Origin of the sequence: Pacificispira spongiicola, from assembly GCF_012926505.1 — a bacterium.
Classification (GTDB): Bacteria; Pseudomonadota; Alphaproteobacteria; order UBA8366; family Aestuariispiraceae; genus Pacificispira; species Pacificispira spongiicola.
The window spans coordinates 514,024-526,607 of record NZ_JABBNT010000001.1 but is presented as its reverse complement, the minus strand read 5'-3'; the positions used below and the strand labels follow the sequence as shown (position 1 = coordinate 526,607).

Annotated in this window: 12 protein-coding genes; 10 read left to right on the top strand and 2 right to left on the bottom strand. The window is 63.0% G+C overall.

Annotation, left to right across the window (positions count from 1 at the left end):
• The first annotated feature begins 96 nt into the window (after positions 1–96).
• From HH303_RS02480 to HH303_RS02445, 8 genes are all read left to right on the top strand, one after another.
• Positions 97–1,086, top strand: coding sequence for a TRAP transporter substrate-binding protein (locus tag HH303_RS02480; RefSeq protein ID WP_169623615.1), 990 nt, complete (start codon positions 97–99; stop codon positions 1,084–1,086).
• Between the two features lie 3 nt (positions 1,087–1,089).
• Positions 1,090–1,461 carry a cupin domain-containing protein gene (locus HH303_RS02475; RefSeq protein WP_169623614.1) on the top strand — a complete coding sequence of 124 codons (372 nt, stop codon included), beginning with the start codon at positions 1,090–1,092 and terminating at the stop codon, positions 1,459–1,461.
• Between the two features lie 123 nt (positions 1,462–1,584).
• Positions 1,585–2,154, top strand: a complete 570-nt coding sequence (locus HH303_RS02470) for a TRAP transporter small permease (RefSeq protein WP_169623613.1) — start codon at positions 1,585–1,587, stop codon at positions 2,152–2,154.
• The gene (locus HH303_RS02465; protein WP_169623612.1) at positions 2,151–3,431 is read left to right on the top strand and encodes a TRAP transporter large permease; all 1,281 of its coding nucleotides are present in this window, start codon (positions 2,151–2,153) and stop codon (positions 3,429–3,431) included. The genes HH303_RS02470 and HH303_RS02465 overlap by 4 nt, the downstream gene beginning before the upstream one ends.
• 3 nt (positions 3,432–3,434) lie before the next feature.
• Positions 3,435–4,220, top strand: a complete 786-nt coding sequence (locus tag HH303_RS02460) for an IclR family transcriptional regulator (protein WP_169623611.1) — start codon at positions 3,435–3,437, stop codon at positions 4,218–4,220.
• Entirely contained in the window at positions 4,217–6,292 is a 2,076-nt protein-coding gene (locus HH303_RS02455) for a hydantoinase/oxoprolinase family protein (RefSeq protein ID WP_169623610.1), read from the top strand. Before HH303_RS02460 ends, HH303_RS02455 begins: the two co-directional genes overlap by 4 nt.
• Complete coding sequence (locus tag HH303_RS02450; RefSeq protein ID WP_169623609.1) at positions 6,292–7,839, top strand: hydantoinase B/oxoprolinase family protein; 1,548 nt, start codon at positions 6,292–6,294, stop codon at positions 7,837–7,839. Before HH303_RS02455 ends, HH303_RS02450 begins: the two co-directional genes overlap by 1 nt.
• Positions 7,840–7,861: 22 nt before the next feature.
• Entirely contained in the window at positions 7,862–8,626 is a 765-nt protein-coding gene (locus tag HH303_RS02445) for an HpcH/HpaI aldolase family protein (protein ID WP_169623608.1), read from the top strand.
• A 63-nt stretch (positions 8,627–8,689) separates the two neighbouring features.
• On the opposite strand, the gene HH303_RS02440 is transcribed toward HH303_RS02445, so the two are convergent.
• Positions 8,690–9,253: a PAS and helix-turn-helix domain-containing protein gene (locus tag HH303_RS02440; protein ID WP_169623607.1), complete on the bottom strand. Its 564-nt coding sequence runs from the start codon at positions 9,251–9,253 to the stop codon at positions 8,690–8,692.
• Between the two features lie 116 nt (positions 9,254–9,369).
• Between HH303_RS02440 and HH303_RS02435 the strand changes: the two genes are divergently transcribed.
• Together HH303_RS02435 and HH303_RS02430 are read left to right on the top strand one after the other, a co-directional pair.
• On the top strand, positions 9,370–10,548 hold the full coding sequence (locus HH303_RS02435; protein ID WP_169623606.1) for an acetyl-CoA acetyltransferase: 1,179 nt from the start codon (positions 9,370–9,372) through the stop codon (positions 10,546–10,548).
• A 16-nt stretch (positions 10,549–10,564) separates the two neighbouring features.
• Positions 10,565–12,109 (top strand): class I adenylate-forming enzyme family protein, encoded by a 1,545-nt coding sequence (locus HH303_RS02430; protein WP_169623605.1) that lies wholly within the window; start codon positions 10,565–10,567, stop codon positions 12,107–12,109.
• On the opposite strand, the gene HH303_RS02425 is transcribed toward HH303_RS02430, so the two are convergent.
• Entirely contained in the window at positions 12,106–12,582 is a 477-nt protein-coding gene (locus HH303_RS02425; RefSeq protein WP_169623604.1) for a flavin reductase family protein, read from the bottom strand. The two genes, HH303_RS02430 and HH303_RS02425, sit on opposite strands and share 4 nt — an antisense overlap.
• Between the last annotated feature and the right edge of the window lie 2 nt (positions 12,583–12,584).

Genomic DNA, 12,584 nt, shown 5'->3' with positions numbered 1-12,584 from the left:
CAGGGTGAGAGAACTGTTGTTTCATTGTCGTATAACGTGTTTCAATATGTGAAACAAGAAAAAACGAACCATAAACCCAAGGGAGGGTTTCAGAAAATGCGACGGATTCTTACGGCGGCGCTTGCCTGCCTTTTCCCGCTGGTCGCCGCCTGTTCGGCATCCGCGGCGGATATGACGATCAAGATGGGGCATGCAGCCTCCTCCAAGCACATCTTCCATCAGGGTTTGGAAATCTTCGCGAAGAAGGTTGCCGACAAGACGGACGGCCGGATTGCGATCGAAGTGTACGGCGATCGTCAGTTGGGCGACGACAAGGCGCTGCTCGAAGGCTTGCAGATCGGCCTGATCGACGGGGCGCTGGTGTCGTCGCCGGTGCTGCCGCTGGTGCTGGGCGCGGGCGGTTTCGACGCGCTGCAGATGCCGTTCGCGGTAAAAAGCTATGACCAACTCTCGCAGGTTCTGACCTCCCCGTTGGGCGACGAGTTGCTGGCCACGCTGGATGCCAAATCGATCAAGGGCCTGGGCTTCATCGAAGCCGGCCTGCGCCACTTTCTGACCAGCGGCGACGCGGTCAAGTCCACGGCGGATTTCAAGGGGTTGAAAACCCGCATCGTGCCGATCCCGCTGCATAAGGCGACCTGGGAAACGATCGGTGTGAACCCGATCGGCATGGCCTATGGCGAGGTCTATTCGGCGCTGGAAACCAAGACCATCGACGCGGTCGAAATCAACCTGTCTTCGGTACAGTCGGAAAGCCTTTACGACTCCGCGAAGCAGGTGACGCTGACCGGTCATTATTTCTGGCCGGGCGTCATCATGATGTCCGATGCGATCTGGAGCAAATTGAGCGACGCCGACAAGGCCGCGATGGTCGAGGCCGGTAAGGAAACCACGGCGGAGGCCTATGCCCTGGCCGCGGAACAGGAAGCGGGCACGATCGCCTTCCTGAAGGACAATGGCGTGACGATTTCCGAACTGTCGGACCTGGACACGATGAAGGCGCTGACCGCGCCGGTGATCGAATCCTGGAAGGGTAAGGATCCGCTGATCGGTAAATTCCTCGACGCCTACAGCGCGGGGATGTGATTGATGAGCGGCAAGGTCAACGTCTATCGCTGGACCGACTTGCCGAAGGAAAAGGTGCGCGAGGGGGTCTCGCGCACCGCTTTCCGGGGCGACGGGGCGATGATGGTCATGAATTGGCTGGAACCGGGCATGGAAAAACGTCCGCATTCCCACCCGTTCGAACAACTCGCCTATATCCTGTCCGGACGGGTGCGCTTCGAAATCGGCGACGAGGTCGTCGAGGTCGGGGCCGGTGAAGTGGTCCGCATTCCGCCGGATGTCGTCCATTGCGGCGAGGCCGTCGGCGATGAGGTCGCGGTCAATCTGGATATCTTCGGACCGGTCCGCGAAGACTACAAACATCTGACCGCATATCAGGAAGCCGACTTCGCCTGATTGCGGGCGGTTTCCATTCAGAATCACGTTGTCCCGAAAAGGGGCTGACCGGCCGGCGCCAAAGACGATGCGCCCGGCAATGCGACCGGATTGTCCAAATTCGGCCGCAAGAGGGAGAGACGGATGACGATAGGATCGATCCAGAGGCCGTTTCACACGGTGCTGCGATGGCTTCTGATCACCGCGATCGGGACCTTGCTGACCGTGATGACCGTTCAGATCGTGCTGCGCTACGGCTTCAATTCCTCCCTGCTGTGGGCGGAGGAAATCTGTCGCTATATCCTGATCTGGCTGTCCTTCCTGGGAATCGCGCTTGCTTACGACCGGGGGGAGGTCGCCGCGCTGAGTTTCCTGGGATTCGCCCTGCCGCGTGTCCCGGCGCTGATCGTCGGCATTCTCTGCGGGGGCCTGTCCGTCGCCCTGTGCATCGCGTTGGTCTATTACGGCATCGTTTACGCCCAGCGCGCGGGCGGCTCCGAAATTCCGGCCATGCATTTCATTCTGGAAGACCTGTTCGGCGCGGATGCGCCCGACGCGCCGGGGACCTTCTGGGTCTATATCTCTCTACCGGTCGGTATCGCCTTGTTGGGGCTGCGCTTGCTCGCCGACGTCGTCCTGTGCGCCCGCGCCATCGTGACGGGTGGGACGCTGCGCGACGTGATCGGCCATGATCTGACGGAGGTCGTGGAATGACCCTCTACCTTGTCGCCTTCATCCTCTGCCTGATTCTGGGCGTGCCGATCGCCTTCTCGCTCGGCATCGCCTCCATCGCCTATCTGCTGGTGAACGACCAGTGGCATCTGATGCTGGGCTTTCCGCAAAAGATGATCGGCGGGATCGACAATTTCGTCCTGCTGACCATACCCTTCTTCATCCTGGCGGGGAACCTGATGAACTCCGCCAATTTGACGCGGGAAATCGTGCGCTTCGCCCAGATGCTGGTCGGCGGGATGCGCGGCGGCCTGGCGGTCGTGAACGTCGTCGCCTCCATGCTGTTTTCCGGCGTGTCCGGCGCGGCGACAGCGGAAGCGTCGGCCATCGGCTCCGTCATGATCCCGGCCATGCGCAAGGACGGATACCGCACCGATTACGCCGCCGCCTTGACTGCGACCGCGTCGATTCTGGGGCCGCTGGTGCCGCCGTCCCTGTCGCTGATCCTTTATGGCGTGCTGACCAGCACATCGATTGCGGATTTGTTCCTGGCGGGGATCGCGCCTGCCTTCGTGCTGTGCTTCCTGCTGATCGTCTATGCCATCTGGCGCGCGCGGGGCGAAACCCATGCCGCCCCGGTGCCGGTCAAACCGGAAGACCGCGCAGGCGTGATGATCAAGGCGCTGCCGACCCTGCTGCTGCCGGTCATCATCGTCGGCGGGATACGGTCCGGCCTGTTCACCCCGACGGAAGCCGCCGCCGTCGCCGCGCTCTATGCCCTGCTGATCGGTGTATTCCTGTATCGCAGCCTGTCGGCGAAGACTATTGCCCAGGCCTTCTACGACACGGCGACGATGACGGCGGGGGTGATGCTGATCGTGGCCATGGCGTCGATGACCGCCTTCATTTTGGGCATCGAAAACATCCCCCGCGCGATTGCGGAGGCGATCCGCGAAGTGTCCGACCAGCCCTGGATCCTGATCCTGCTGCTGAACGTCATCCTGTTGATCCTCGGCCTGTTCCTGGAACCGTTGGCGGCGCTCGTCCTCGCCATGCCGATCCTGAACGAGATTTTCCCGCTGCTGGATATGAACGCGGTGCAGTTCGGCGTGATGGTCGTCCTGAACCTGATGATCGGCATGATCACGCCGCCGGTCGGCCTGTGCCTGTTCATCGTGTCCGCCATCGGCAAGCAGCCGATGGAGAAGGTCGCGGTGGCCATCCTGCCGATGATCGGCCTGTGCCTGATGGTGCTGCTGCTGGTGGCCTTCGTTCCGGCGCTGACCTTGTCATTGCCCGCGTTGTTGGGGGGAGGTTGAACCATGTCCGACGTCAACAATTCCAATCAGACGAACCAGTCGACCGTTGCCGCATTTTCCATCCTGGAAGAGATGGCGACGCATGTCGAACCGTCGCGGGTGACCGATCTCGCGAATACGTTGGGCATGCCGCGTGCACGGGTCTACCGGTACCTGCAAACGCTGGTGACGCTGGGTTATGTGCGTCAGGATCCGGCGACGGAACGCTATCGCCTGACGTTGAAACTGTTCCATCTGGGGCAGGCCATTGCCGACGGAACGCAGCTTACCAGCGTCGCCCGGCCGGTCATGGTTTTGCTGCGCGACAAGGTAGGGCAGACCGTGACCCTGTCGATTGCGGAGGATAACGGCATGCGGGTGCTCGACATTGTGCGTGTCGAGACGCCGGTTCAAATCATCACGAAGCCGGGGGCCTTGTTGGATTTCCACCGCTCCGCACAAGGCAAGCTGGCACTCGCCTTCGGCAAATCCGACTACCGCAAGAATTTGGAAGCCGCGCTGAAAAGCGGCGATCCGTCCGTTGTGCCGGTCGATCCCGACTGGCTGGAGCGGGAAATCGCGCACGCCCATACCGAAGGTTGGGCCGTCGCACCGGAAGAAACGCTGCCGGGGGTCAATGCGATCTCTGCGCCGATCTTCGACAGTGAGGGCAGATTCGCCGCGACGATCACCATCGTCGGGTCTGTCCAGGATATTGCAAGGGAACCGGCGGAGGCACTTGTCGCCGCCGTTAAGGAGGCGGCGGGAGAAATCTCGGCCGACCTCGGCTATATGGAGACTCGCGTATGACCAGATATTCGTTGGCCATCGATATCGGTGGCACCTTTACCGATGCCGTGCTGCTCGCCTCCGACGGGCGCAGCTTCGTCGACAAAACGCTGACCACGCATAACGACCTGTTGGAAGGGTTCTTCCGGGGCGTGGAACTGGTGACCGGTCGTGCCGGCATCAAGCCGGAGGAAGTCGACGACGTTCTGGTCCATGCGACGACGGTCGTTACCAACGCGCTGATCGAACGCAAGGGCCCGCCGGTCGCGCTGCTGCTGACCGAAGGGTTCCGCGACGTCCTCTATATCCGTGAGGAACACCGCTATGACATGTACGATCCGCAGATCGAATTCGCCGAACCGCTGATCCCGGCGGAACGAACCTTCACGGTCGATGAACGCATGTATTCCGACGGCACGGTCCAGAAAGGCGTCGATCGCGACGAGATTTTGGATATCATCCGGCAGTGCCGGGAAAAAGGCATCGTTTCCGTCGCCGTCTGCTTCCTGAACGCCTATCGCAATGGCGAGAACGAGGAAACGGTCCGCAAGATTTTCGCGGAAGAAGCGCCGGATATCTATGTCTCTCTGTCGTCGGTCATCGCACCGCAAATGCGCGAATATCTGCGTGCGTCCACCGTCGCGATCAACGCCTATACCGTGCCGATCACGCGGCCCTATCTGACTGCGCTGATCAGCGAATTGAAAAATCGCGGGTTCAAGCAACAGCCGCTGATCATGCTGTCCAATGGCGGGGTCATCGGTGCGGAACGGGCCAGCACCATGCCTGTGCGTATGATCGAAAGCGGACCGGCGGCGGGCGCGCTGGTCGCCTGTTATTTCAGCCGCATTTTCGGCATCCGCGATCTGATTTCCTTCGATATGGGCGGGACGACGGCGAAAGCCTGCCTGATCCAGGGGCACGAACCGCTGGTCACCGGTACGTTCGAGGTCGATCGACGCTATCGCTTCAAGCCGGGCTCGGGCATGCCGATCACGGTGCCGTCGATCGACATGATCGAAATCGGCGCGGGCGGCGGGTCCATCGCCACGGTCAACGATCTGGGCTTGCTGAAGGTCGGTCCGGAAAGCGCCGGATCCATGCCGGGGCCGGTCAGCTATGGGCGGGGCGGCACTGATCCCTGCGTGACGGATGCGGATTTGGTTCTGGGCATTCTGGCCGCCGACCGCTTCCTGGGTGGCGATATGAAGCTGGACCTGGAAGGCGCGCAGGCGGCGTATGAAAAGCTGGGTCAAGCCCTGAACCTGCCGCGCGACAAGGCGGCCTGGGGCGTGTTCGAACTCGTCTGCGAACAGATGGCGGGGGCGACCCGGACCCATGCCACCGAACGGGGCATCGATTATCGGGGCCTGCCGTTGCTGGCCTTCGGCGGCGCCGGTCCGGTCCATGCCTGCATGGTCGCGGAACTGACGGAAAGCACGAAGGTGATCTATCCGCCCCTGGCTTCCGTCCTGTCTGCCTTCGGCACGCTGGTCACCCCGGCGCAGATCGATCTGGTGCGCAGCTACGTCACCACGCTGGACGGTACCGATTGGGACGCGGTCGACGGCGTTCTGAAATCCATGACGGATGAAGGCAAGACGGCGCTGAGCGAGGCGGGCATTCGGGACGAGGACTTCCAGTTCTCCTTCTCGATGGAGATGCGCTATCTGGGTCAGCAGTTCGAGGTTCGCGTCGATCTGCCGGAAGACCCGCGCATCAAGAAGGACACGGCGGCCATCGCGGGGCTGTTCGAAACCGAATACAAGCGCCAATACGGCCTGAAACTCGATGGGATGCAGATCGAGGTCGTGAACTGGCTGGTCACCGCAAGCGGCCGTCAGCCGGAACGCGAAACCGCCCCGGCAGCGGGCGGCACGGACGGGCGCGGCGATGAAAGCCGTGTCCTGCAAATCCGGGGCGAGGCGACCGATGTGCCGGTCTGGCAGCGCAGCGCCGTGACTGAGACGGACAAAATTCCGGGGCCGGTCATCATCGAAGAACGTGAAACGACAATCTTCGTCCTGAAGGACTGGGTTGTGACGCGGCACGAGAGCGGAAGCCTCGTCGCTGAAAAGACGGGAGACAAATAATGGACGGCGTCGAACTTCAAATCCTGTGGAGCAACCTGATCGGGATCGTCAGCGAACAGGCGCGCGCGCTTCAACGCACGGCGTTCAGCCCCATCGTGCGCGAGGCGGGCGATCTGGCAAACGGCCTGTTCGATGAAAAGGCCCGCATGGTGGCCCAGGCGGTAACCGGCACCCCCGGCCATATCAACAGTCTGGCCGCCGCCGCGCGGAACCTGCTGGACGATTTCGGGGATGAGGAGCTGAAACCGGGCGATGTCCTGATCACCAACGATCCCTGGATGTCGGCGGGCCACTTCTTCGACGTGACCGTCCTGTCCCCGATCTTCCGTAACGACCGGATCATCGGTTATGCCGGATCGACCATTCACCATTCCGATATCGGCGGCTACGGCATCGGCTCCGGCGCACGGGACATTCACGAGGAAGGCCTGTGGATTCCGACCTTGAAGCTCTATGACCAGGGGGAGCCGAACGAGACACTGTTCAAGATCATCCGCCGCAACGTCCGCACGCCGGACGCGGTGATCGGGGATCTGGGCGCGCAGGTCGCCTCCGGCATCATCGCCGCCGACCGGTTGAACGCGCTGTGCGACCGATACGGCCTGGACGATATCGCCTCCCTGTCGGAGGAGATCATCACGAGGTCCGAGGAAGCGACCCGCGATGTCATCCGAAAACTGCCGGGCGGGACCTATCACGGGAAGTCGGTCATCGACATGCCCGGCGGGTCGGAAATCGTCCTGCAGACCGCCGTCACGGTGGACAATGAAAAGGGCGATATCGTCATCGACTTCGAAGGGACCTCCGGCCCCAGCTCGATGGGTATCAACGTCGTGCCCGCCTATACGCATGCCTATGCGACCTTCGCGGTGCGCTCGACGCTGAACCCGGAATTGCCGAACAATGCCGGGTCCCTCGCACCGATCCGCTTGAAGCTGCCGGAAAGCTCCATCGTCAATGCCAAATACCCGTCGCCCTGCAACGCGCGGCATGTGGTCGGCATGCATGTTCCCTTCCCGATCCTGAAGGCGCTGGCGCAGGTCGTGCCGGATCAGGTGGTTGCCGAAGGTTCCGGTGCCGTCTGGACGATCCAGATCGGCGGCAAGGATGCGGACGGCAAGCCGTTCACCTCGTCCATGTTCAACTATTCGGGCGGTATGGGCGCGCGTGCCGGGAAGCCTGGGATTTCGGCGGTCTGCTATCCGACCGGCGTGTCCGCCGTGCCGGTGGAGGTGCTGGAAGCGTCCTATCCCATCGTGTTCAAGTGCAAGGAACTGGAACACGGCACGGGCGGGACGGGCAAACAGCCCGGCGGCGACGGTCAGCGGATCGGCTATAAGCTGCGCACGGGTCAGCCCTGGTTGCTGAACACCATTCCGTCGCGCCTGTCGGCCCCGCCGGAAGGTCTGCTGGGCGGCGGCGACGGGGCCGCCGGTGTCTTCCAGATCAACGGCGAGAACGTGGTCGATACCCGCAAACGGGAAATGCAGCCGGATGACGAGGTCTTCATGATCACGCCGGGCGGCGGCGGCTACGGCGCGGCCTGACGCGAAAGGGAGGATCGATCCGATGTCCTATCGGCAGCGGTTTGCGGAACGGGTGCGGGCGCGGGAAGCCCTGGCGGGGACCTTCGTCAAATCCCGCGATCCGGCGATTGTCGAAATCCTGGGGCATGCGGGGTTCGACTTCGCGATCCTGGATGCCGAACATGTCGCCTACAGCCGGGCCGAAATCGCGGCGATGCTGGTCGCGTCGCGGGCGGCGCAATTGCCGACCCTGGTGCGCGTGCCGCAAAGCGACGGGCATTGGATCGCCACCTGTCTGGATGCCGGGGCCGCAGGGATCATGGCCCCGCAGGTTCAGGATGCGGCGATGGCAACCAGGCTGGCCGCCGGTATGCGATATGGGGGCGGGGGCCTCGGCTTCTCCCCCTCCACGCCGGGGGCCGATTACGGGATTCGCGGGATCGCCGGACATTTGGCGCAACAGCCGAATGAAGTGGTGCTGATCTGTCAGATCGAATCCCCGGACGCGGTTGCCAATGCCGGGTCGATTGCGGCAGTCGACGGTGTCGATGGATTGTTGATCGGGCCGGTGGACCTCGCCGTCTCAGCGGGCTTCACCGATCCCGCAGCGCCGGAAGTGAGTGTCATGACCGAAACGACGGTTGCGGCGGGCGCGCAGGCCGGGAAGGCAGCGGGCCTGTTCATCGGCAATCCGGCGGCGGCCCCCGGCTGGAAAGCGAAAGGGGCGACCCTGTTCGTTCTGGGATCGGATCAGAGTTACCTGCTGCAAGGGGCGAAGGCCGCGCTGGGCAGTCTGCAAAACAGCTGAGTTGGGCTGACCTTTTTGCCTCCGACTTGATCCGCGCCTCTGACGACAGGGGCGCGGATTTTCTTATTCGGCGACGACGATGCGCGATACCAGTTCCGCCGTGTTGCCCGCCCCCAGTTTGCGCATCAGTTTCGCGCGGTGAACCTCCACCGTGCGGTGGGAGATGCTGAGCGCCTGGGCGATGCGTTTGCTGGTCCAGCCGTTGACGATGTAATTCGCGATCTCCTCCTCGCGCGGGGACAAGGCGCCGGTTCGGGCGGTTCGTTCGACGGCGGGGTCGAAGCTCCACACCGTCAGGCGGAACGGGTCTTCCGGGGACAGGGTGACGCCGCGCGCGCGGACCCAGAATATCTCCCCATCCGCGCGCTGCATGAATCGCTGGTCCTCATAGGTCCGGTGGGTTTCGAACCATTTTTCGCAGCGCGCGCCGATGGCGTTGTAATCCGCGAGGCTGGAATACATCTGACGTACTGACGCGCCGACCATGTTCATGCCGGTATAGCCGAACAGGTCGCAGGTCGCACGGTTCACCGCCAGGATGCGGCGGTAGGACAAGACCACTTGCGGGACGGGGGATTCCAGGAATCCCAGGGTTTCGATATCGGCTTGGGTCAGGGCATCGGTCATGCGGCGCAGTTTAGATGTGAAATACGTAGGAGACTACGTATTTCCACGAATAGACGGAACCGCGCTTGCAGCCCACCTTACCGGCAACAAGAAACATCATTTTGGAGGGAGCGACCATGTCGGGCGCGCATATTTCTATCGTGGGCAGCGGCCACACCCCGTTCGGCAAATTGGATGCCCGGACCCTGGAAGATTTGATCGTCGAGGCGACGCGCGAGGCCATCGCGGAGGCCGCCATCGATGCATCCGAAATCGACGCGGTTTTTCTGGGTCATTTCAATGCCGGGATGGACCCGGACGGGTTCGCGTCCTCCCTGGTCATGCAGGCGGATGACGGGCTGCGTTTCAAGCCCGCCGCGCGGCTGGAAAATGCCTGCGCGTCCGGGTCGGCGGCGCTGCATGCCGGACTGGATGCCATCGCGTCGGGACGCGCGACCACGGTGTTGGTCGTCGGCGTTGAGAAGATGACCGGCAAGACGACGCCGGAGGTCACGACCTCCCTCGGTCAGGCCGGGTATCAGAACGACCCGGCGGAATCCGGCCTCAGCTTCCCGCAGGTTTTTGCCAAGGCGGCGGAGGCCTATACCGAACGCTATGCCGACCCGCTGCCCGCCATGGCGCGGATCGCGGTGAAGAACCACGAAAACGCGATGAAGAATCCGCTGGCCCAGATGCGCCGCGAAATGACGTTCGACGCCTGCAACACGGTCAGCGACAAGAACCCGCTGATCGCGCCGCCGCTGCGGCTGACCGACTGTTCGCTGATCACCGATGGTGCGGCGGCGGTCATTCTGACCACGGCGGAAAACGCCAAACGCTTCAAGCGCACGGCGGCGATCCGGGCGGCGGTTCAGGTCAGCGACTATCTGCCGATGTCGCGCCGCGATTTCCTGGCTTTCGAAGGGCCGAAGAAGGCGATCGCGCAGGCCTATGCCCAGGCCGGGATCGGTGTCGACGACCTGGATTTCGCGGAAGTCCACGACTGCTTCACCATCGCCGAATTGCTGATCTACGAAGCGATGGGCCTGTGCGGTCCGGGCGAAGGCGCCTCCGTTATCGAAAGCGGCCGGGTGCACAGCACCGGCAAAACGCCGGTCAACCTGTCCGGCGGCTTGAAGGCGAAGGGCCATCCGGTTGGCGCGACCGGCGTTTCCATGCATGCCATCGCCTACCGCCAATTGACCGGCACGGCGGGCGATATCCAGCGCGACGGCGCGCGGCTGGGCCTCGTCTTCAATATGGGTGGATCCGCGGTGGCGAATTACGCGACCGTGTTGGAAGCCGGCCGCGCCTGATCCGGGGACGGAACCGATGAATATCGCCAATTGGCTGGACGAGGCCGCCCGCGACAAACCGACGGCCCCCGCGATCTATTCCGGAAAGACTTTGCACGCGACCTATGGCGCGTTTGCCGCCCGGTCGCGGCGGGTGGCGGCTGCCCTGCGCGATCAATATGGAATTGCGGCGGGCGACCGGGTCGCACTGGTCATGAAGAACTGCCCGGACTATCTGGAACTGCTCTATGCCGTCTGGTGGCTGGGCGCGGTGGCGGTGCCGGTGAATGCGAAGCTGCATCCCCGCGAAAGCGCCTGGATCGTTGAAAATTCCGAGTCCCGCATCCTGTTCACCGATACCGGCGCGCTGGGACAGGACGCGGATTTGCCGGAAACCTGCACCGAAATCGGCCTGAAAGGCGATGCGTATCAGGCGCTGCTGACGGCAGCCGATCCGGCGGAAGACGACCTCGCCCGACCGGCGGCGGTGGAAGGCGACGATCTGGCCTGGCTGTTCTATACCTCCGGCACGACGGGGCGGCCCAAGGGCGTGATGCTGACCCATCGGAACCTGCGGATGATGTGCTATTGCTATGGCCTGGACGTCGATCCGGCGGTGCCCGATGCGACCATCCTCTATGCCGCGCCGATGTCCCATGGGGCTGGCCTCTACAACTTCATCTATATCCGCGTCGGCGCGCGGCACTGCATCCCGGACTCCCGTGGCTTCGAGCCGGAGGAAATCGCCGATCTGTCCCGCCATTTCGGGGAGACGGTGCAATTCGCCGCGCCAACCATGATCAAGCGCCTGATCGAAAGTGCGAAGAAGACCGGCTATCGCGGCGAGGGGATCCGCACCATCATCTATGGCGGCGGGCCGATGTATGCCGCCGATATCGACGAGGCGCTGTCCCTGTTCGGTCCCCGTTTCGCGCAAATCTACGGTCAGGGCGAAAGCCCGATGACGATCACCGCGATGCGCCGCGAATTGGTCGCCGACGACAGCCACCCGAATTGGCGCGCGCGCCGCGATTCCGTGGGCCGGCCGCAGGCCTGCATCCAATTGCGGATCGTGGATGAAGACCTGACGGACCTGCCCGCCGGATCGCCCGGAGAAATCCTGGTGAAGGGCGATTCCGTTATGAAGGGGTATTGGCGCAATCCGGAGGCGACGGCGGAAACGCTGGTCGATGGCTGGCTGCGCACCGGCGATATCGGGGTGCTGGATGCTGACGGGTTCCTGACCCTGACGGATCGGTCGAAGGACCTGATCATTTCCGGCGGCACGAATATCTATCCGCGGGAGGTGGAGGAAGTGCTGATGCGCCATCCCGCCGTGCTGGAAGCGTCCGTCGTCGGCACGCCCAGCCCCGAATGGGGGGAAGACGTCGTCGCCTTCGTCGTCGCCCGCGAGAAGGATGCGTGTAGTGCCGACGTGCTGGAAGCCTGGTGCCGGTCGGAAATCGCGTCTTTCAAGAAACCGAAGCGTTATCACTTCGTGTCGGAATTGCCGAAAAACAGCTACGGCAAAATCCTGAAAACGGAATTGCGGGAACAGGCGAAGACGGCCCAACCCGACTAACGATGGGCGGGTAGTGTTGTGTAGCTTCCGGCGGCGAAGGCAAGGGGACGATCTTGATCCGACCGCCGCCAAGCATCGACACGGCCCAGCAAGATCATGTGATCGCCTGCGGGGTAGCGGTCATGGACGGCGCAGGAGAAATGCGCCGCGACGCCATCTAGAATGGGGATGCCCCGGTCGTCGGGCGTCCACCCCGCCATCGCAAATCGATCCCCGCGAAAGGATGCGAAACGATCGGCAATGTCGCGTTGGTCTTCCGCCAGCACATTGACGGCAAATCGGGCGCAGGCCGAAAAGGCCGGATAGCAACCGAGCGACAGGCTGGGGCAGACAAGCAGCAAAGGCGGATCGAGGGAAACGGACGTGAAGGAGTTGGCGGTAAAACCGACCGGGGCACCCTGTTCCGTCACTGTCGTGATCACGGTAACCCCGGTCGGATAGACGCCGAAAGCCCGGCGCAATGCTGCCGGCATCG